This window comes from Trichocoleus sp. FACHB-591 (assembly GCF_014695845.1).
Taxonomy (GTDB): Bacteria; Cyanobacteriota; Cyanobacteriia; order FACHB-46; family FACHB-46; genus Trichocoleus.
Genome location: NZ_JACJPA010000110.1, coordinates 259561 through 279077 on the forward strand (window position 1 = coordinate 259561; position 19517 = coordinate 279077).

Annotated in this window: 19 protein-coding genes; 6 read left to right on the forward strand and 13 right to left on the reverse strand. The window is 49.8% G+C overall.

Annotated features, from left to right (window positions below):
• Positions 1 to 22: 22 nt before the first annotated feature.
• A complete protein-coding gene (locus tag H6F90_RS24665; RefSeq protein ID WP_190554709.1) occupies positions 23 to 934 on the reverse strand; it encodes a DUF3153 domain-containing protein in 912 nt (303 codons plus the stop codon).
• Positions 935 to 999: 65 nt separating this feature from the next.
• A complete protein-coding gene (locus H6F90_RS24670) occupies positions 1000 to 1533 on the reverse strand; it encodes a hypothetical protein (RefSeq protein ID WP_190433726.1) in 534 nt (177 codons plus the stop codon).
• 298 nt (positions 1534 to 1831) lie between these two features.
• On the opposite strand from H6F90_RS24670, the gene H6F90_RS24675 reads away from it, so the two are divergent.
• On the forward strand, positions 1832 to 2293 hold the full coding sequence (locus H6F90_RS24675) for a hypothetical protein (RefSeq protein WP_190554710.1): 462 nt from the start codon (positions 1832 to 1834) through the stop codon (positions 2291 to 2293).
• Here the strand turns inward: H6F90_RS24675 and H6F90_RS24680 are convergent.
• From H6F90_RS24680 to H6F90_RS24695, 4 genes are all read right to left on the reverse strand, one after another.
• Entirely contained in the window at positions 2290 to 3318 is a 1029-nt protein-coding gene (locus H6F90_RS24680) for a carboxylesterase (RefSeq protein ID WP_190554711.1), read from the reverse strand. The genes H6F90_RS24675 and H6F90_RS24680 overlap by 4 nt on opposite strands.
• Before the next feature lie 21 nt (positions 3319 to 3339).
• Complete coding sequence (locus H6F90_RS24685; RefSeq protein WP_190554712.1) at positions 3340 to 4359, reverse strand: carboxylesterase; 1020 nt, start codon at positions 4357 to 4359, stop codon at positions 3340 to 3342.
• A 5-nt stretch (positions 4360 to 4364) separates the two neighbouring features.
• The gene (gene argB / locus H6F90_RS24690) at positions 4365 to 5258 is read right to left on the reverse strand and encodes an acetylglutamate kinase (protein ID WP_190433721.1); all 894 of its coding nucleotides are present in this window, start codon (positions 5256 to 5258) and stop codon (positions 4365 to 4367) included.
• 110 nt (positions 5259 to 5368) lie between these two features.
• Complete coding sequence (locus tag H6F90_RS24695; RefSeq protein ID WP_190554713.1) at positions 5369 to 5929, reverse strand: shikimate kinase; 561 nt, start codon at positions 5927 to 5929, stop codon at positions 5369 to 5371.
• A 265-nt stretch (positions 5930 to 6194) separates the two neighbouring features.
• Here H6F90_RS24695 and H6F90_RS24700 point away from each other — a divergent pair, with 265 nt between their 5' ends.
• Both H6F90_RS24700 and H6F90_RS24705 read left to right on the forward strand, forming a co-directional pair.
• Positions 6195 to 7451 (forward strand): hypothetical protein, encoded by a 1257-nt coding sequence (locus tag H6F90_RS24700; protein ID WP_190554714.1) that lies wholly within the window; start codon positions 6195 to 6197, stop codon positions 7449 to 7451.
• A gap of 169 nt (positions 7452 to 7620) precedes the next feature.
• Positions 7621 to 8826 carry a hypothetical protein gene (locus H6F90_RS24705; RefSeq protein ID WP_199296138.1) on the forward strand — a complete coding sequence of 402 codons (1206 nt, stop codon included), beginning with the start codon at positions 7621 to 7623 and terminating at the stop codon, positions 8824 to 8826.
• Between the two features lie 122 nt (positions 8827 to 8948).
• Here H6F90_RS24705 and H6F90_RS24710 read toward each other — a convergent pair whose 3' ends face one another.
• From H6F90_RS24710 to phoU, 5 genes are all read right to left on the reverse strand, one after another.
• Positions 8949 to 9380 (reverse strand): hypothetical protein, encoded by a 432-nt coding sequence (locus H6F90_RS24710; RefSeq protein ID WP_190554749.1) that lies wholly within the window; start codon positions 9378 to 9380, stop codon positions 8949 to 8951.
• Between the two features lie 126 nt (positions 9381 to 9506).
• Positions 9507 to 10289 carry a LapA family protein gene (locus H6F90_RS24715; RefSeq protein ID WP_190554715.1) on the reverse strand — a complete coding sequence of 261 codons (783 nt, stop codon included), beginning with the start codon at positions 10287 to 10289 and terminating at the stop codon, positions 9507 to 9509.
• Between the two features lie 112 nt (positions 10290 to 10401).
• Positions 10402 to 11034: a flavin prenyltransferase UbiX gene (locus tag H6F90_RS24720; protein WP_348226748.1), complete on the reverse strand. Its 633-nt coding sequence runs from the start codon at positions 11032 to 11034 to the stop codon at positions 10402 to 10404.
• 18 nt (positions 11035 to 11052) lie between these two features.
• A complete protein-coding gene (locus H6F90_RS24725) occupies positions 11053 to 13401 on the reverse strand; it encodes a ribonuclease R family protein (protein WP_190554716.1) in 2349 nt (782 codons plus the stop codon).
• Positions 13402 to 14104: 703 nt separating this feature from the next.
• Positions 14105 to 14761, reverse strand: a complete 657-nt coding sequence (gene phoU / locus H6F90_RS24730; RefSeq protein ID WP_190433708.1) for a phosphate signaling complex protein PhoU — start codon at positions 14759 to 14761, stop codon at positions 14105 to 14107.
• Positions 14762 to 15210: 449 nt separating this feature from the next.
• On the opposite strand from phoU, the gene psaM reads away from it, so the two are divergent.
• Both psaM and H6F90_RS24740 read left to right on the forward strand, forming a co-directional pair.
• Positions 15211 to 15306, forward strand: coding sequence for a photosystem I reaction center subunit XII (gene psaM / locus H6F90_RS24735; RefSeq protein ID WP_190433706.1), 96 nt, complete (start codon positions 15211 to 15213; stop codon positions 15304 to 15306).
• A 223-nt stretch (positions 15307 to 15529) separates the two neighbouring features.
• The gene (locus tag H6F90_RS24740) at positions 15530 to 15958 is read left to right on the forward strand and encodes a hypothetical protein (RefSeq protein ID WP_190554717.1); all 429 of its coding nucleotides are present in this window, start codon (positions 15530 to 15532) and stop codon (positions 15956 to 15958) included.
• Positions 15959 to 16017: 59 nt separating this feature from the next.
• Here H6F90_RS24740 and H6F90_RS24745 read toward each other — a convergent pair whose 3' ends face one another.
• Positions 16018 to 16812 (reverse strand): tetratricopeptide repeat protein, encoded by a 795-nt coding sequence (locus H6F90_RS24745; protein WP_190554718.1) that lies wholly within the window; start codon positions 16810 to 16812, stop codon positions 16018 to 16020.
• Between the two features lie 482 nt (positions 16813 to 17294).
• Between H6F90_RS24745 and H6F90_RS24750 the strand changes: the two genes are divergently transcribed.
• A complete protein-coding gene (locus H6F90_RS24750) occupies positions 17295 to 17759 on the forward strand; it encodes a hypothetical protein (RefSeq protein ID WP_190554719.1) in 465 nt (154 codons plus the stop codon).
• On the opposite strand, the gene nadB is transcribed toward H6F90_RS24750, so the two are convergent.
• The gene (nadB, locus tag H6F90_RS24755; protein ID WP_190554720.1) at positions 17756 to 19486 is read right to left on the reverse strand and encodes an L-aspartate oxidase; all 1731 of its coding nucleotides are present in this window, start codon (positions 19484 to 19486) and stop codon (positions 17756 to 17758) included. The genes H6F90_RS24750 and nadB overlap by 4 nt on opposite strands.
• Positions 19487 to 19517: the final 31 nt, after the last annotated feature.

Sequence of the window (19517 nt, forward strand, 5' to 3'; positions counted from 1 at the left end):
GTCAGCAGCTAGCAGGGTTTGACTAACCTTCTGAGGCAGGAACTTGAGTCGAACCCGCTGTTTGTCCAGGCAGAGATTGATACTTCAAGTACCACCCACCCAGCACTAAAAAGACGATGATCACAGTGCCAATTCCTAACGGACTCGGTAGCCAAAAAGCTGCTTCTAAGTGGTTGATCTGGCCTGGCTTCAGCGTCCAGATCAATTCATGACCTTGCTGGCGACGCTCCGCACTAATGGCATTAGCTGCCGTATCGATGCTGCGGGCTCCCCAAGGCGTGTTGAGCCGAAACTCTAAGTCTAATAATGAGCTAGGACTTACCAACAAATCTCCATTGGCACTCGTGACACCGAGCGATCGCAAGTCGAGAGTATAACTGAGGCGATTCCGTAGCAGGAGCAAGAAGTTACTTTGCGACAGCTGAAAGTCTGACGTAATCTCAGGCAAAACTGGTTCGGCTCGTTTCGCCGTACCTTTTTGGGTTGACGGCTGCAAAAACTCGTTGAATTTAGTATTCAGATCAGCGCCACTACTGAAGGGGATGATGGCTGTGACTTCTTGGTTAGAGTTGCGGCGGATTTTGCCACCTAAGCGCCGAGTCCGCTGTTCGACTGTCTCTAGCCACTGTTGGGCGCTGGCTCCACTCAAGCTGGTCAGGCGATCGTCCAACTTGATGTGTTGGACGATTTCACCCCGGTTGGGACTCTCGAAGTTGATGCCGACATCATACTGAACGCAACCAGAAAGCAGTAAGGAAGCTAAGAGCATCATCCAAACCACTCGAAAGCGCCTAAGCTGCTGTCCTAGCTTTTGGGCGATCGCTTTTGTGACCGTTTTTGTGATTATCTGAGTTGGCCGACTTGAATGGCGAGTTGTGAGCGATGACTGCTTGATCGTTCTACCCACTGGCTTGACTCCCAGGTTGATTCCCATACTTGCTCATCCTATCTGTATCTGTTGCAGCGGCACTAGTCTGTAGTTAAGGTATGCAACAGCTTTTAGCTAAACCACCACAAACTGCCCAAGATTAGCGCCATCAGCCCTAAGGCGAACCAGAAAAAGTTGGCATTTCTAGAGCTAGCTTGACCGAGATTAAAAGGAGACTCCGGTTCTTCGGCTGCGGTTACTTTGCGCGGCGATCGCGCGGGTGCCGTTCCCGCACTGCCTCGCCGATCTTTAGGATCGCTTTCCGCTAAGGTTACCAAATCGGGAATCTGGGTCAACCATTCAGGGCGAGTATTTAGTTTGGGGGCTTCTAGGATATAGAGTAAGCGCTTACTTTGGGTGCGAGTTTGCCAGTCGGGGTGCCGAGTTAATTGCTGACACAGGGCGATCGCTTCGGGGCGCTGGTCTGCGGCTTCATAGGCTGTCACCAACCACATTTGCACCTCTCCACCCAAAGGAGATGTGCGGTTGACCAAAGCACTAGCTTTTTCTAAATGCTGCACCGACTGGCGATACTGTCCTCGCTCAAAGGTAGCTTTGCCAGCCTCGTATTCAGCTTCAACGATTTCTAGGTTTTCTGAACTCACGCTTCTTAAAGTTAGATCAGGACTGGGACTGAGCCAAGCATCAACATGCTTAACTTATTCGCCTTAAATCACACTACAAATCTGGAAGCTGCTACATTTCTGAGCAACTTCGATGCTTTTTCTACCATCTAAAGCTACGGTAAAGCACCTTTCAAGATCCTAGCAAAGGGCGTTAGTCTAGATCTGAGAGCTAGCGATCAGTTGCTTTGAGAAATTCATACCTGTCAGGGTGTCGCCACGTTCAGCCTTGAGGTTCAGCTTTGGCTTAGTCAATCGCTCCTACTTTCGGGTCACCCCTATGTCTCACTCTTCTCAGTTACAGTCTGCTTTCCAGTTCAGTTTAATTTCAACCTTTGCTTTAGTAAGCATTGGTGGCTCTTTACTAAGTGCCGCTCCGGTAGTAGCAGGTCAAAAAGTGACGATTAGGCGCGTGATTTTAGTCAACCAAGCACCTAATTATGTGATTTACCATCCACCTCAGATCGACCCCCTATTCTTGAGTCCTGCGATCGCCTCACCTAGTTTTTCTAATAACTATGGTTCCGTGGGTTATGGCTGTTTTCATCCCTGTATTACGCCCTATCCTGCTGTGGGTGGAACGAGCCACAACATTGTCAACGGCAGCGTGGTGAATTCTACCTTAGTGAATCCGGTGGTCGTCAACTCGCCCATCTACAATTCCACCCTGGTCAATCCCGTGATTATTGAGCGACCTCGGTATCGTCCTGGGGTGCGGGGGTCTTTTAGTATTTCGTTCTAGTCAGCGCCAACATCAGCCTTATTGCGGGCCAGGACAATTTCTCGCTTATCTACCATTGTCATCATGGCAGGCATGTCTGCTGAGACTCGTTTCTGCCAGTTCAACTCAGCTACTACTGCGTTAAAGGTCTTACCTTGAGTCATGCGGTAGCCAATTTCTTCTACGTCCTTCCAGGCTAAGCTGCTTTCGGTATAGGCCTTGGCCATCGTAATCAGCAGGTTTTGGTACTCGTTGCCTTCCTGCTTGGTCATCATGGTGTGGGGGATGTCGAGGACGCGATCGAAGCGGTGGTACCAAGTTTTTGGTTGCCGCGGCAAGACAGCGCGAAACATGGCTCTGTGATCGTCATTGCCGACAGCGCGATCGCTCTCGCTAGAAATGATCAGCATGGGAGCCACCGGATCTAGAGACTTGGAGCGAGCCAACACCTCTTGGCCAATATTCAGAAAAACTCGTAAGTTCGGCAACAAAAATCCAGAATAACCAACGGGAACGCTCCCTGGTTTGCTTTCCCACTGGAAATAAGAACTGGCCTTTTGCACGAATAAATCTATGACTTTGCTGCTGCTACTCAGGTAGGGAGCGAATAGCAGCGTGCGGTAAATTTGCTGCGATCGCTCAAAGGCTAGCCAATTTGCTAGTGTTCCTCCCCCTGAGAGGCCGCCGACAATCACCTGCTTTCCTAGTGCTTGTGCCTGCTGGAGCCATTGCAAGGCGAATTGCTTATAAATTGCTGGATCGCTTGGGAGCGGCGGGGGATTGTCAGGCCCCCAACTGCCAGTGACGCCATGCCCTGGCATTAAAGGCACCAACACGTTGTAACCCACTTTGTAAAACGCCTCAGCTATGGGCTGAAACTGGTAGGGTGCGGCTGTAAAGCCATGAAAGAAGAGGCAAACTCGCTGGGTGGGTTGGGGGTGAAACCAGAACTTGGAGCGGCAGGCTTCATGACGCAGGGGGAGAGCATCTTCCCGCGCTTTTGCTTGCTTGGCGATCGCGGCAATCGTAGCAGAGTAGTTGGGCATAAAACAGCCAGTTTGGTTTCTTTAGGGTTTGAGTTCAGCCTGATGCGCTGCAACAATGGCCTTGAGGTCAAGCAATGCCATCATCACAGACAACTCCGCAGCCGTGCGTTGCTGGAGATTTAGCTCAGCTACAGCACCATCAAACGTGTTTCCGTGCAGCAAGCGATCGCCAATCGCCAACACCTCCGACCAAGTCAGGTTACTTTCAACAAAAGCTTTTGCCAGGGTGATCAGCAAGTTTTGGTAATCATTCCCCTCCGCTTGGGTCATCATCGTATGTGGAATATCCAGGGCTTCGTCCAGACAGTGATACCAAGTTTGAGGCTGGAGGGTTCGGGCAGCTTGCGCCAAGGCTTGGTGATCCTGAGGGTTAGTAGCGCGATCGCTGGCACTAGAAATCACAAACATGGGTGCGGCTGGGCGATGAGCCACGCGGTCGAGCAACTCTTGGCCTAGATCCAAGAACAGGCGCAGCGTGGGAATCCGGAAGCCATCATAGCCATGATGCCCAGGCTCGTCTTTGTTCAACCATTCAAAGTAGACGGGCAGAATTTCTACCAAAAAATCGACCAACCGATTCGTACCACTCAGATACGGTGCAAACAGCAGGGCACGAGCGATCTGCTGCGGGTACTCAGAGGCTAGCCAAGCCGCTAAGGTCGCTCCGCTGGAAAGTCCGCCCACCACGACTTGCTGCCCTAAAGACTGGGCTTGCTGGAGCCAATTCACGGCAAAATTTTGATAGATGAGCACATCTGTCGGGAGCGGTGGCGGATGATCGCGATTCCAGTCGCCAGCGATGCCGTGCCCTGGCTGTAGGGGTACCAGAACGTTGTAGCCTGCTTGGTAAAAGGCTTCACCCATCGGCTCAAATTGGTAGGGGCCTGCCGTGAACCCGTGGAAAAACAAGCAAACCTTAGAAGTGGGTCGCGGGTGAAACCAAAACCGGGAACGGCAAGCTGGGTCTCGCACAGGCAAAGCATCTTCTCGTGCCTGGGCTCGGTGAGCGATCGCGGAAATTTGCTCAGAATAAGTGATCATTCGTCTTACTTCATAAACTCAGAAGCCACGAGCATGGAGCCAATACCAGCATCAGTAAAGATTTCTAGCAGCAGGGAGTGAGGCAGACGGCCATCAATAATGTGGGCCGCTTTTACACCTTGAGCCAGCGATCGCACACAACAATTGACTTTAGGAATCATGCCCCCAGAAACCACTCCAGATTCAATTAGCTGGCGCGCTTCTTGGATATCCAGCTTGTCAATTAAGGTGGAAGGGTCATGATAATCGTGCAAGATTCCGGCTGTATCGGTCAGCAGAATCAGCTTCTCAGCTCCGAGAGCCGCTGCTAGCTCTCCCGCAACTGTATCCGCATTGATGTTGTAAGCTTGCCCGGTGTCGTCTGCTGCGACGCTAGAGATGACCGGAATATGTCCTGCCTTCAGCAGCGATTCTAAAATCCGTACGTTGACGCTATTCACCTCACCGACAAAGCCAATGTCTGCTTGACCTTCGGGACGTGCCTTGACCAAGCTGCCGTCTTTGCCGCAGAGCCCGACTGCACAGCCGCCCGCTTGATTAATCAAAGAGACAATTTCTTTATTCACCCGACCGACTAAGACCATCTCCACCACGTCCATCGTGGCAGCATCGGTGACTCGCAGACCATTCTTAAACTGAGGTTCAATCCCCAGCTTATCGAGCCAAGTGTTAATCTCTGGGCCACCGCCATGCACCACTACAGGCCGAATCCCGACGCAAGCCATGAAGACGATGTCCCGCATCACCTTCTCTTTGAGATTGCTATCTTTCATCGCGGCCCCACCGTATTTGATCACGATGGTGCGTCCGGCAAACTGTTGAATGTAAGGTAAGGCTTCACTGAGGATGCGGACGCGGGTTGCATCCTCTTGCCGAAAATATTCGCTGTCGTTAACCATGAGGGCTGGATTGGGCGAAAAGTCAGGTCTAGTAGAGCTTAATATCCCTAAGGGTGGGAATGAAAGCCGTGGAGTCTAACGAAATGCGATCGCTCATCAACAATTGCTGACTAATTCAGCTCAGTGACTGGCCTTCGTTCTGGACAAAGCACTGTAGGAATTTCTGCTATGACTCTAGCGGTAATTTGCTCTGGAGTTTCTCCCGGCTGCAAAGTCAGATGCAAATCAGCCTGGGCATAAAGAGCTTGGCGCTGCTCCAGTAAGCTTTGCAACTTTACCTTTAAGTCGGTCTCTCGTAATAAGGGGCGAGTCGCATCGTTTTGCAATCGGCTGTAAAGCACCTCTACCGGAGCATCTAACCAGACAACTAAGCCATGTCTCAGGTAGCTCCAGTTTTTGCGCTGGAGTACAATCCCGCCGCCTGTCGCGATCGCCAATCTGACACAAGACGATAGCTCGGCCAATACAGCAGTTTCAATATCCCGAAATGCCGCTTCTCCGGTTTCTGCAAAGATTTCGTTGATCGATTTTTTCTGCGACTGCTCAATCAACGTGTCTGTGTCGAAGAAGTGGTAGCCTAACTCTTTTGCAAGTAGGCGTCCTACGGTTGTTTTGCCAGCCCCCATCATCCCAACGAGGTAGAGATTAACTCCTTTTAGCAACTGATTCATGAGATTAATTTCATGAGGTTAAGAGAAATAGCAAGACCACCCTTAGAGCACAGCTTGATGAGAGGTACTTTTGGGGGTCTTCCTGTAGCTTACTGCTTTCAGTAAAACAAGCCGTTAAAATCCCGCCTCACCTGAGCGCCGACTGGGTGGGGCGATCGATTACTGAAACTTAAAGTCTCTACTGCTCTGCTTGAAATTGTGATATTACTAAAAAGATTCCTACGTAATTTTACTCAAACTACAATAAAAATTCCTAAGGTAATAGATGAGCTTCGATATTTTTGACGAGCGGTACTATCTTGCTACTAACCCAGACGTAGCCAATGCGGTTCAAGCAGGTTTCTTTAGCTCTGGCCTCCAGCATTTTCAACTATTTGGGATTACTGAAGGGCGCGTTTCTGTTTCACCCCTCTACAACGAAGGCCTTTACCTACAAGCCAACCCAGACGTAGCGAATGCGGTTGCCACTGGCAGCTTAAGGTCTGGATTGCAGCACTACATTTTGTATGGCGAAACAGAAAGCCGGGTTGGATTATTGGGCTTGTATAACGAGCAAGCTTATCTGCAAAGGTATCCAGATGTCGCGAATGCAGTTCAGTCAGGCATTTTTAGTTCTGGGTTTCAGCACTTAGTGCAGTTTGGTCTTGAGGAAGGTCGCTTTGCTGCTCTATTTAATGAGCAGTATTACTTGCAGAAGTATCCAGATGTCGCCAATGCGGTGCAGACAGGTATTTTCAGTTCTGGATCGCAGCACTTTTTGCAATTTGGTCTCACTGAAGGGCGATCGGGCGGAACTTTATTCAACGAGGGTTTCTACCTACGTAGATATCCTGATGTAGCAAATGCAGTTGCCACTGGAATTTTTAGTTCTGGTTTGGCCCACTTTGCCCAGTCAGGACAAACTGAGAACCGTTCTGGTACTGCATTCAATGAGCAAGTTTATTTAGCTCTGTATTCTGATGTTGCAAATGCAGTGAAAGCAAGGATTTTTAGCTCTGGGTTAGACCATTATTTACAGTTTGGACAGTTTGAAGATTTCAGGAGCCCTCTTTTTAGTGGTAGTAAAGGCAACGATATTATTGCTGCCTCAAGTAGCGATTTTGGCTTAAATGATGACTTTGTTAATTCTGTAATGGGAGTTCAAGTCAGTAGAATCACAGCTACAGTAGAGAGCCTCCAAAACTTAGCTTTGGGGAGCTTTGGTGTAGGTGAGGTGGATACCTTAGTTGGTGGAGACGCTGTTGATGAATTTTATCTAGGATTTGGTGGTCAATTCTATGGTACTCCTACACCCTTTTATGTAGGAGCGGGCAGTACAGACTTCGCCTTGATCAAAAATTTTGATTTGAATGAAGATTTTATTGTTCTGGCAGGTAGCGAAGACCAATATACGCGTCAAGTTGTAGATGGTAACTTAACTATTTCTAATACTGCCGGTGACTTGATTGGTGTTGTAGAGGGTGTTGTTTCACTATCAATAATTGGTCCTAGTGTCTTGCCTGGAACTTTTTTATTGGGTTAGTACGTTTTAATTTAGATTTGTCAAATCTGCCGAGTTGTGTAAATACAACTTATCCAGTGGTCCACTCCTTAGGTTTAAAGGATTGCATAGATTCTACAAAATTTCTCCGTAAATTCCGAAATAGAAATATCTAGCTTTGATGTCTTAATCAGTACTTTCGGGTGACATCATGACCTTTGATATTTTTGATGAGGAATATTACCTTGCCACTAACCCAGATGTAGCGAATGCCGTTGCTGCGGGCTTCTTTGAATCCGGTGCTGACCACTTCAATACATTCGGATTTGCCGAAGGGCGGGTTTCCGTTTCCCCGCTGTATAACGAGAGCCTGTACTTGCAAGCAAATCCAGATGTAGCCAATGCGGTTGCCTCGGGTTTCTTTAGCTCTGGTTTAGTGCATTATATGGTCTATGGTGAAGACGAAGGACGCTTTGGCTTGTATGGGACATTCAATGAGCAAGCTTACTTAAGTAGATATCCCGATGTAGCAAATGCCGTTGCTGCGGGCTTCTTCAGTTCTGGTTTCAGTCACTTCGAGCAATTTGGCTTTGATGAAGGCCGCTTCGAGGCATTGTATAACGAGCAATATTATTTACAAAAATATCCCGACGTAGCAAATGCCGTTACTGCGGGCTTCTTTAGTTCTGGGTTACAGCATTACCTGAATCACGGTTTAGGTGAGAATCGCTCTGGTGGGACTTTCTTTAATGAGGGCTTTTACCTGCGTGACAACCCGGATGTAGCGAATGCCGTCGAAGCGGGCTTTTTCAGTTCTGGGTTGGCTCACTTTGCTGAATATGGCGAAGAAGAAGGCCGTTCTGGCACTAGCTTTGATGAATACCTCTATCGCTCAGCGAATCCTGACGTGAATAATGCGATCCAGGCTGGCGCGTTTAGCTCTGGTGAAGACCACTATCGTATCTTTGGCCAATTCGAGCCACAGCGAACAGGTTTTTTCACAGGAACCGATGGAAACGATACTATTGTTAGCTTTGGGGCTACGTCTGACTTGCTAGGAGTGAGTAGAGAATCAGGAACAGGCATAGTGCAAAGCTTAGGAATTGGCGAGATCGATTATCTAATTGGAAGTAGCGAGACTGATATCTATAATCTTGGCATTAGCGATTCCCTTGGTACGGCTCAGCTATATGTTGGGTTTGGCAATGACGATTATGCCTTCATTCGCAGCTTTGATATCGAAACTGACTATATTCGTCTAACAGGGTCTTTAGATGAATACACTCAGGAAGTTGTTAACGGCAGTTTAACCATCTCCAATACCTCGGGTGACTTGATGGGTGTTGTGGAAGGCTATGCGCAAACCTTATCATCAGTATTCCAGAGTGATAGTCCTGGAACGTTTTTACTGGGTTGAGGCACCTAAGTTCCAGGTTGAATTAACGCTAAATTGCCTAAATTGAGTGAAAAAAAGCGATCGCCTTGCTTGGACTTAAGCCAAGAGCGATCGCTTGCTGAAAAAGATAAATTTATCTAGAACTAGTGGCTATAGCCACCTTGAGGGAAAGCGGCTGCATCTTTTAAGCCATTTTGTGTCGCTTCTGCTGGATCGTTCGTCACAGAATCTAAAAACTCTTTGGTGCTCTCAGGCAAAGGCTCATTCAGGTTCAGCTTTTCAGTTACGTTTTCAGCCGCATCTTTGATCGCGCCGACGAAGCCACCTGCTTCTTTAGTGTTTGCCTGAAGATTCTTTTTGGAATTTTTGGTGTCAATTTGGATGCCGCTAGCCGTCCCAGTGCTGTTGCCATCCGGGTTGTATTGAGCGGCTTTAGGGGTCGCAGCAGCTTGAGCGGAAGGGATATAGCTGATTTGACCTAGAGCAGCGCTCAAGAAGAACGTCATTCCGACTAGAAAAGCACTGAGAACTTGGCGTAGTTGAATTTGTTGTAAACGACGAATAACTCGAATCATAAACATCCTCATATAGAGCAACGTCATCAGTGTTGCTTGTTTATGCAGGACGAACATCAATCCGCCGATATAAACTCGCCGCTGTAGAAATAGCCAATGGGTGGATAGGGGATAGGGGGTAAGCCGCTACCAATCAGACTTTGAGCGATCGCCCCAACCTTTGTCTCGCCAGGTTTGATCCCCCCAATCATCGTTTTGGGAGCCTCCCTGGTCTTGCCTGTCGGGACGCTCTGTCCAGTCACGGCGTTCAACATCATGAGGCGTTTCATCCTCAAAATCTTCATCTTCAAAGCCGTAGTCATCTTCTGTCTCTTCCAGCGGTTGGGGCGGTGGAATAATGACTCGGTAATCAGCATCATAGACAGATTCAGATCGGCCTACGCCAGAGGTGTTTGGCTCTTTGTAGCTATAGGAGTAAGATGACCCAGAGCGATAACTAGAGGTTGGTTCTTGGGGCACTTCGTAGTTTGTGCGATCGCGCTGATCGCTGGAACTATAGTCAGAGCGGTCTACTGGATCTGCTTCCTCTTCTTCGTCCCCAAAGTCTGTTTCATCAGTAAAGCGATCTGCTGTGGGACTGGTGTAGCTAGTTTGATCGCTAGCTGAGCGACTGCTGCTATCCCAACTGGAACGCGAGGCGGCGGCTTCCGTTTCGAGGCGCGAAGCAGTAGCGACCCGCGATCGCATTTTCTTGACAGCTAGAGTGTTGGATAACTGGAAAAGCCCCGTTAGCAGCAACGTCGTAAGTGCTCCAGCCGCGATCGCCCCTAAAACCCAGACTGAGAGGGGTAATAGCAAGGTCTGCTTGCCGAGAAACACCAGCGGCAGTTGGGATACCCAATTTTGCAGGGTAAATGCAGCTAACGCTACCAAAATCAATAGCAGTAGTAAGAGGCGGATCACAGGCATGCTATTCAGCACTCAGCTCTAAATTGTCTTCTACTTGTTAATATCGCCAGCTCGACCTTACACACCCTATACCCTACATCCTATAGCTTGCCTAGCGCCAATGATGTCGGCATCAGTGCCCCTCCCAGCGCTTTAGCGGTACGCAATCCAGCTCAAACTGATCGAGGGCGCGAGCTACGACAAAATCCACTAAATCTTCGATCGTTTGAGGCTGGTGATACCAAGCGGGGATAGCTGGGACAATCCTAGCGCCTGCCTCCGCTAAAGTGGTCAAGTTGCGGAGGTGAATTAAGCTTAGGGGGGTTTCGCGAGGAACTACTACCAATTTGCGGCCTTCTTTGAGCTGGACATCAGCAGCTCGTTCTAGCAAATCCGAACTCAACCCTCCAGCTAATTTAGCGACAGTACTCATACTGCAAGGCATCACCAACATCCCTAAGGTGCGAAAAGAGCCGCTGGCAATGTTAGCTCCCACATCGCCCGCTGAGTGACAAGTCAGTTGACCACCTGTTAAAACCCCCGCTTGCTGCCGCCAGAACTGTTCTTGTTGCAAGGGTTCGGCTGGCATCCGGATGTCTTGCTCGGCTTGCCAAACCATGTAGGTAGCTTTAGAGGCTACCAGTTCAATGGCATAATCTGCGCTCAAGAGAAACTTGAGTGCCCGCACGGCATAAATGAGACCCGATGCCCCTGACACGCCGAGAATCAGAGGCCGAGGTAGGGCTGAAGCCACAGGATTAGACACAGGTTTTTGAACTCAGCCTTACTCTTCAAGATGACGGGCAGCAGGGTCAGCGTCGTAACCCAGGTCAGCGTTAGTGCTTCCGGGTTCGTCGGAGTCATCTTCAGATGCTTCGCTACCACCACCGACAGCAATCAGGTCAATTTGCTGGCGATAGTAATCAACGCTTTTCACTTGGACTTCCACGCGATCGCCCAAACGGTACTGCTTCCGGTTCTTCCGACCTACTAGCTTCTGCTGCCGCGAGCGGTACTCATACCAGTCATCCTTCAAGGAACTGACATGTACCAGACCTTCGACTAGTAGATCTTCAATTTCGACGAAGAAACCGTAGGATTGCACCCCAGTAATTAAGCCCTGGAAGATTTCGCCGGTATGTTCTTTCATGAACCCAGCTTTTTTCAGACCCTCTAAGTCGTCTTCCGCCTCTTGCGCCACTTTCTCCCGCTCGCTCAAGTTGTTGACGATGGTGGCAATATGGCTCTCCAGGTCTTGGTGCAATTCTGGGGGCAGCACATTCCAGTTGATTTTGCCGTAGCAAGAACCGTCTCGGAGGTTGACGCTGTCCTTAGCGCGGGTAGAACGGCGATCGCGGCCTTGCTCAAACACACTCTGTAGCACCCGATGCACCAACAAGTCTGGGTAGCGCCGCATGGGAGAAGTGAAGTGAGTGTATCCCTGCTCTAGCGCCAAACCAAAATGCGGTCGGGGATGCGTGGTATAAACGGCAGGCTTGAGCGTAGACAGCAGCAGATAAGTAAGCACCTTTTCGGCGCGTGACTCCGCAAACTGCTGAGTAAAGTTTTGGTAGTCCTGCGGCTGAATGGTATCTTCCTGCTCCAAGCGCAAGTTAATGCCCATGTTGCTGACGAGCTTCATGAGTTCTTGCACCTCACCAACATTGGGCGTGGGATGCACTCGATAAATTCCAGGTACACCCAGAGCTTGCAAATGGGCCGCTACGACTTGGTTCGCCAGCAGCATAAACTCTACTACCATTGCTCGCGCCGAGAGGTCGGAGGAGACGATGACTGCTCCTAAAGCTCCCTCGTCGTCGTAGTGGAAGCGGGTTTGCGGCAAGTTAAGTTCAAAGGCACCCCGCTGGCGACGCTGAGTTTTTAATGCCTGACTGAGCAATGCCAATTGATCGACCATCTCCCTGACTCCATCAGGCAGTGACTCGACAAAAGCCGCCGTTTGGCTATCTAGCGACTCAGACTGCGGCTGCTGGCGCTCTAGAATTGTCTGCACTTGCTGATAACTGAGTTGATGGTCCACCTGGAGCACAGTGGGTTGCAGCTCATACTCAACCACTTGGCCTTCAGGACTAACGGTAAAGAGTAAGGAGATGGCAAGGCGATCTTGTCCTGGTACTAGGCAGCACAATTGCGCCGCTGCATCGGGCAACATCGGTAGCACCACGTCTCCCAAATAAACTGAAATACCCCGCTTCTGCGCCTCGATATCCAGCGGTGAGCCAGCCTGGATATAGTGAGACACATCTGCAATATGCACCCCTAAGCGCCAGTTGCCTTCCTCGGTCTTTTCCAAAGTGAGGGCATCATCACAACCATCGACAGGTTGCTGGGTGCTGTCTGCTTTCAAGGCTAAGGCTAAGCGATCGCGGAGATCTAAGCGGTTTTTTAAGTCGGCGGCTTTGAGCTTCTTAGGTAACGCTTCCGCAGCTTTCAGGACTGCGGGGGGAAACTCTCGACGCAGATCGTACTTGCAGCTGACAATATCGGTATCTGCGGCTGACTGGGCATCACTGCCTAGAACTTGCGTCACTTTTCCTAAGGGAGGTTGCTGTCCCAAGGGGTAGCGCTGCACCTCAACATGAACTAAATGATCCAGGGCGGCTTCTAGATCTACTCCATTGGTCTTTAAGTGCAATTCAAACAGCAAGCGATCGTCTAGAGGCACCGCTTGATAGCCTTTTTCCGATTGCTTTACCCGCGCCAGCACTGAGCTATTGGCCCGCTCCAAAATTAGCCGCACTTCCCCTTCCGGGCTGCGACGACGGCTGCCTTCCTTGGTGACTCTGACCAAGACGCGATCGCCGTTCCAAGCGTTGCTGAGTTGGCTCTCGCGGACGTAGATGTCTTCTGCGCCTTCTTCATCTTGAATCGCGAAGCAAAACCCTTTGCTAGAGCAGCGCAGTTTGCCCTCAACGACGCCTTCTTCCCAGACCCGACGGTATTTGCCTCGCTCTTTTACCAAAATGCCTACCTTTTCCAGGGCATCTAGGGCAATTTGGAGCTTACGCAGACCCGCATCGTCTTGGCAGTTCAGCTTCTTTTCCAAGACTTTAGGGGCGATCAGTTTGTCATCCGCGAAATTTGCTAACAGTGCCGCGATCGAAAATTCCATGTAGCGATAGGTCCTTAAATTTCTGTTGATTCGGTTCTCTCACCCTTGCTGTGATGACCCAGGCATCGCTTAGCCTGTGTTATCCCCGATTTACCTAGAACCTATCCGAAAACCCCGGAGGGGCTTTGAATTTCAAAAACTCAATAGAGTCTTCGAATAGGCACCTAACGATGTCACTTGCCGTAAACCTGCATCAATACAACGCTTCGCATTTATACAGGCAATACAGCTTACATCGCACGCCAACCCATGCCTTGCAGCTCAGGTATGCCAGTCACTCAGCTCCTTGCATTTACTAAGCCCTGGGTCATCCACAGCTGATGAACCTCGATCCTGCCCTAGACATAGCAGCCGCAACAGCGCGAACTTGCTTTTTGACAGGGTCTGGGGAATACCATCTCTTCATTGATTAGTGCTCTAGAGTTACGTTTCTGGAGCTACCAGCCAGATGAAAAGATAGCCATAGTACATCGAGACGTTGTAGGAGGCAGGAGTAACGAACGCTAGATTCGGGTTGACAATGTTCCAGTGCTTTAATTGCGTCTACCTTGGCACTGTACACACTCTATTTAATACTTTCGCACTGAATGTAAACCTGTCAAACGCTATTCGCCAAATCTCTCATCAGAATTATGTCTTTAGAACCAAGAAACACTCTTTTTCATCAGACTATGGCAGTCCTAAGTGATTCCTTGTCCAGTTCCTAATAACGCTGTCCAGTCACAATGTAAGCGACACGTTTGCCAATATTAGTTGCGTGATCAGCCATTCGTTCTAGGTGACGAATCACCAAAACTAACAAAACCGTTGGCTCTACGACGCCTCGAAGATCAGTTTGATGTGCCAGGAGGTCGTATAAATCTTGGTAATCTGAATCGACCGCGTCGTCCTTTGTCTTCAAATCCAGACCTGACTCTGCATCTAGATCAGACAAAGCAGCCAAACTCATAGCGAGCATGGCTTGGCAACGGTCTAGCATGAGTTGCACTCGCTCCATGCAGGGATGAATCGGGTAAGGGAACAACTTAACCGCAATTTCACCCAAGTCCTCAGCGTAGTCGCCGATCCGCTCTAAATCCCGCACCAACTGCATTAAGGCACTAATCATTCGTAAGTCCTGGGTCACAGGGGCTTGTAGTGCCATCATGCTGACGCAATCTAGTTCTATTTGACGGTAGAGCTGATCAATCTGTTTATCTTGCTGGCTGATCCGCTCAGCAGCTTCTAAATCTCGCTCAAATAAAGCTTGGCGGGCCAAGCGACAGGATTTTTCTACCAAGGCACCCATGCGTAGAACGTCCCGTTGCAGGCGTTTAAGCTGGCGATCGAAATGGGTTCGGACAGATCTTTGGCTTTCCAACGAAACAGTTACCAATCTTAAAAATATGTAGATTTTATTAAACTTTGCCTCGAAGGCAGGGCTTTCGAGTTTTGCAAAGATGATTTATCTCATTGAAATAGCTTAAGTATAGCCACCTAAAACTTAGAAAGATGTAGTCCCGATCGCTCTAAATCAAAGCATTTTGGCTACAGGTCGATATAAGCAGCATTTGTAAGCATGCAGTTTCTCTTCAGCCCTAACTGTTCATTCAGAACTCTTTGTTGAAAGTGTATCGGCTGTGCTCCTGCGACTAGTTGCAGAACCAATTGGAGCTAGGTTTTGCAGCCTCAACTATGCTTAGAGGTAGACCAGGCTGCGATCGCAGCTTTAGCTGATTTTTTGTTACATCATGTAACAAGTTGTTCCAGAAGCCAGGAATTTGGCCGAAATTGGTGAACTAGCAACCTCAAAATATGGAGTTTTCAAACATGTCTATATCAGATACCCAAGTCTACGTTGCGCTAGTCGTTGCTTTGATCCCAGGGATTATGGCTTTCCGGTTAGCCACCGAACTGTATAAGTAAGCTCGCAAATTGAGCGATTGGAGCCTATCTTAGGGGTGGGGTCAAAACCTCCGGGCAATCTTAAAAATTTAGTGTAGATTGTCTGATAGCAACTAGGCTTTGCTGCTGAGATAGGCTCCAATTGGAGCTTTTGGGTGCTATGGAATTGGTTGATCTGAACCTACCATTGAGCCTGGGTAGCAAAGGTGCGTCACATTCAAGGTTTTACGTCACCCCACTCCGTATGAACGCGATTCAACCCTCAAGCCCCCCTTTAAGAACTAACAACCATTTGCGGCTGGCTACTCCGCCTAATCCGCGCCAGCGGCGCAAACCCGCCAAAGCAGCCACGAAGCTACCTGTTGGTCTTGTGATGGAAACAACGCTGAAGTTAGCTGTGAACGTCACGTTGTCCGTTGCTGCTGTCTCTACGTTGATGCGGATTTTGCCTTACCAGTTATCGCAGCAAGAGAAGTTGCAAGAAATTCGAGCTGAAGTCAATGTGACTGAAGGGCGAGTGAATCGCTTACGAGATGAATTTAGTCGCCACTTTGATCCACAGCAGACAAAAGCGCTTATGCAGGAACAGAGCAATCGGGTAGACCCAAAGCAGCTACAGGTCGTGTGGACAAACGTGGCCGACTTAGCTGACACCGACGAGGTCACTCCCTAGAGTTGGAGTTGCTGGAGGCTGGGGTTTAGCTTGGCTAGATCGCGAGGAGGTAGCTTTGGCTACGCTCTTAGGGGACTGAGAAGGTCGTTGAGCCAATTCTCCACTTGCTGACGGAGTCGTTGTGCAGATTCGGTATGGGTCAGAAGCAGAATTTGTAGAGCTTTCTGGTAGTCAGCGATCGCGCAGTTCCAATCCCCCATAATGTGGAACGTGCGGCCCCGCTCGGCGTAAATGTGGCCCTCGAGCTGGCCGAAGTGCAGCGCTAGTTCAAAGTTGCCGATCGCTTGCTCATACATCTCCAGCTGCCGAAAAGTAATTCCTTGGTTGATCCAAGCGCGAGTGTTGCCCGGATTTAGGTCAATAGCAACTCCGTAGTCTGCGATCGCCTCAGCTAATTGACCTTGAGCTGCATAGTAGTTGGCTCGATTGTTGTAGACGCTAGCGAGCTTGGGATTTAGTTCAATGGCTTGGTTGTAGTCTGCGATCGCTTTTTCGCTTTGTCCGCTTTGAAAGTAGACCAAACCCCGGTTGTTGTAATCTGTCGCACTAGTTTGGTGCCGCTCTAGCAATTCACTCAGTAGATCAATTGCTACCTCGTAGTAACCTTGCTGCGCTGCGGCGATCGCTTGCTGTCGCAATTGTTGGTCTTGCTCGTCAGTGTGTACTTCAGGCCTCGCGCTGGAACGAGGAGATGGAGTCCCGGTTAGACGCAGTTGGTTGCCTTGCCGCCGATGAGGACCCACCTGCCCGACGCCAGTACCAATGTTTGCTTGCCCAGCCACAGAAGCTAGAGTTGAGCCCTGACGCCGACGCTGAGCGATGCCTTGAGGGTTGAAAGCCGAACGACTACTCATACTCTTCTCCTGAATCAGTGACCGTATCTCTGGGCTTGTATCTTTGGGCTTGTAGACTCACGATATCCAGTTGGCCGCAATTGTTGCTCTATCCGTGTGTCACTTACCGATGTGTCTTAAGTCATGATTTCCAGACGTTAAACTCGCAAGCCTTAGCTTTGAAGCTGTCTCCTAAGACTGATGCCGAGCAAGTGACAGAATAGACACCCTTAATACTGAAAACAATGCTGAGAACTTGTAGCAAGACTACAAGAGCAACTCAGCCAATTTCTGAAGTGCACCGCATACCTTGCCTAAACCCAGCATTAGCAGTTAAAAATTCAAGTGTTCGACAGGCCTCAGGGATGGACGTGGCCAGAAGGCTTAACCGAGCTAAAATTCCTATGGAGCTTACCTGCGATCGCACTTTAACGAACTGTGATGCGTGGCTCCTTGAAATTTTTCAATTCCGTTGAAATTGGCAGTGCCAATCCAAATCTTCCATGACAACCGCGACCTCCCATCCTCAAGCCCCCGACCTCTCCACAGATGAATATTTAGTCATCGGTTTAGCCACTTGTTTTCTCAAAGAAGATGGCAAACTGCACGAAGTGAGAATTCTGGAGCCGATCCCCTCAGCCGCGATCGAAGCCATTGTGAAAGGAGTGCCCACCTCTTACGAAATGGCCCTTGCCACGACTTTAGGCACAGTCCTAGCTGGAGAAACCCCACAAAAGCCAGATGGGTTCCCGGAAGATGCCCAATTCTGTGATGAGTTTGTGCAGCGTGCTATTGCTGCCGCTCGTACCTACAAAGCCAAGACTGCAGCACAAGGTCATTTCCCCCCCGGAACAACTCGTCAAGACTTCAATTACTCCACCGAACGCAAGCGCGTGCTAAACTCCCAGCGCATTGTCAGAGCTGAAGACAATGTGAAACAGCATAAGTACACGCACGAAGTTCTCTAATTTGAAAGGGCTGAAATGGGAGCTGTCCACCAATGGTGGTCTTGTACCAAAGTCTGAACTCGCCAGTGCGGTTCAGGCTGCGGAAAGTCAACTCGATAGTGACCGCCTCGGCTCTCAGTGCGAAACAAAGCGCTTTTCAAAATCAAGTAGCCAACATCCAAAAGATTTTGGGTTTCGCTCCAAGTGCGGATGGCTAGGTCAGCATCCGGCAAGTTCACGCTAGCGGCCTGAGCCGGTGCTAAGTTCAGCAGGAATTGGCTTAAAGGCAAGGCGGCAAATTCTGCTTTCCAGGTTTCTACTTGAGCGATCGCGGCCAGAAGGGTAGCTTCTTCGCGGCAAATTCCGGCGCTTTGCCACATTAAGCGAGGCAATTCTTGACGCATAGTGGCGATCGCCGCCTGCTGACGCTGCCAATCTGTAGGCTCAGGATGATAGCCCTCAGATTCAGGGACGCTTGGCTCTGAGCTTGAGTCAACAGCGTTCCATTGGCCTAGCTCTAAATGGGCTAACTGAGCCCCATAAACTAAACACTCTAGCAACGAGTTGCTGGCCAAACGGTTGGCTCCATGCACGCCAGTACTAGTCGTTTCCCCCACCGCATAGAGTCCTGGAATTGACGTACGGCTCATCGTGTCAGTTACCACACCTCCCATCCAGTAATGGGCCGCAGGCGTCACAGGAATGGGCTCCTGAAACACATCTACGCCCCACTGTTGAGATACCTGAATAATGTTAGGGAAGCGATGCCGAATCGTGTTTACAGGAATGGGCCGGAGGTCCAACAAAACGTGGGCGCTGGCGGGGTCTGATTCCGTCTGTTGTAAGTGATTGAAAATTGCTCGACTAACTACATCTCTAGGGGCCAGTTCTCCCGCTGGATGGTACTCGAAGGCAAACCGCTGGCCTGCCGTATCCACTAAGTGCGCTCCTTCTCCGCGTACCGCTTCACTAATCAAAAACCGGGGGGCTCCAGGCTTGCTTAACGCCGTGGGATGAAACTGGATGAACTCTAAATCCCGCAACAAAGCCCCGGCTCGCCAAGCGATCGCCACTCCATCTCCTGTACTCAACTCGGGATTAGTCGTCTGGGCAAATACCTGCCCTCCCCCACCTGTCGCCAAGACCACGGCTGTCGCTCGAACCCAAACAACTTGCCCTTGGTGGATCAGGCTAATTCCCTGGCAACGTTGAGTTTGGGGATCAATCCATAAGCTCAGAGCAAACGTTTGAGGAAATACTTGAATATTTTTGCGCTCCAGCACCTTCGCCGTGAGCGTGTTGACCACAGCCCGTCCTGTGGTATCTGCCGCATGCAAGACTCGTCGTCGAGAATGGGCTGCTTCCAAGGTCAAAGCGAGTTCTCCATCGTGGCGATCGAATGCTACTCCCATCTCTACCAAAGACCGAATGCAATCAGAAGCGTTCTCAGCCAAAAACTCCACTGCTGCGGGATCGCAAAGCCCTGCACCCGCTTTGATCGTGTCAGTAATGTGGAGAGCTGTAGAATCATCTGGAGCGATCGCGGCAGCAATCCCACCCTGAGCCCAATCACTCGCCGAAAGAGATAAGGTGTCTTTGGTAATTAAGCCGACTTGAAACGACGGCGGTAGACAAAGAGCAGAATAAAGCCCTGCGGCTCCTGCTCCCACCACTAAAACATCAAAAGGCTGAGTGAAGTCAGGACTCTGGGCTGGAGCAGGGGGTGGAAGAGGTAACGAAGTGTCCAATAAAAATTGCTCCCTGTCATCAATCGCGCGT

Coding starts and splice junctions, on each gene's coding strand:
- H6F90_RS24665 (WP_190554709.1), bottom strand. CDS start 934: ATGGGAATCAACCTGGGAGTCAAGCCAGTGGGTAGAACGATCAAGCAG.
- H6F90_RS24675 (WP_190554710.1), top strand. CDS start 1,832: ATGTCTCACTCTTCTCAGTTACAGTCTGCTTTCCAGTTCAGTTTAATT.
- H6F90_RS24680 (WP_190554711.1), bottom strand. CDS start 3,318: ATGCCCAACTACTCTGCTACGATTGCCGCGATCGCCAAGCAAGCAAAA.
- H6F90_RS24685 (WP_190554712.1), bottom strand. CDS start 4,359: ATGATCACTTATTCTGAGCAAATTTCCGCGATCGCTCACCGAGCCCAG.
- argB (WP_190433721.1), bottom strand. CDS start 5,258: ATGGTTAACGACAGCGAATATTTTCGGCAAGAGGATGCAACCCGCGTC.
- H6F90_RS24695 (WP_190554713.1), bottom strand. CDS start 5,929: ATGAATCAGTTGCTAAAAGGAGTTAATCTCTACCTCGTTGGGATGATG.
- H6F90_RS24700 (WP_190554714.1), top strand. CDS start 6,195: ATGAGCTTCGATATTTTTGACGAGCGGTACTATCTTGCTACTAACCCA.
- H6F90_RS24705 (WP_199296138.1), top strand. CDS start 7,621: ATGACCTTTGATATTTTTGATGAGGAATATTACCTTGCCACTAACCCA.
- H6F90_RS24710 (WP_190554749.1), bottom strand. CDS start 9,380: ATGATTCGAGTTATTCGTCGTTTACAACAAATTCAACTACGCCAAGTT.
- H6F90_RS24715 (WP_190554715.1), bottom strand. CDS start 10,289: ATGCCTGTGATCCGCCTCTTACTACTGCTATTGATTTTGGTAGCGTTA.
- H6F90_RS24725 (WP_190554716.1), bottom strand. CDS start 13,401: ATGGAATTTTCGATCGCGGCACTGTTAGCAAATTTCGCGGATGACAAA.
- psaM (WP_190433706.1), top strand. CDS start 15,211: ATGTCTATATCAGATACCCAAGTCTACGTTGCGCTAGTCGTTGCTTTG.
- H6F90_RS24740 (WP_190554717.1), top strand. CDS start 15,530: ATGAACGCGATTCAACCCTCAAGCCCCCCTTTAAGAACTAACAACCAT.
- H6F90_RS24745 (WP_190554718.1), bottom strand. CDS start 16,812: ATGAGTAGTCGTTCGGCTTTCAACCCTCAAGGCATCGCTCAGCGTCGG.
- H6F90_RS24750 (WP_190554719.1), top strand. CDS start 17,295: ATGACAACCGCGACCTCCCATCCTCAAGCCCCCGACCTCTCCACAGAT.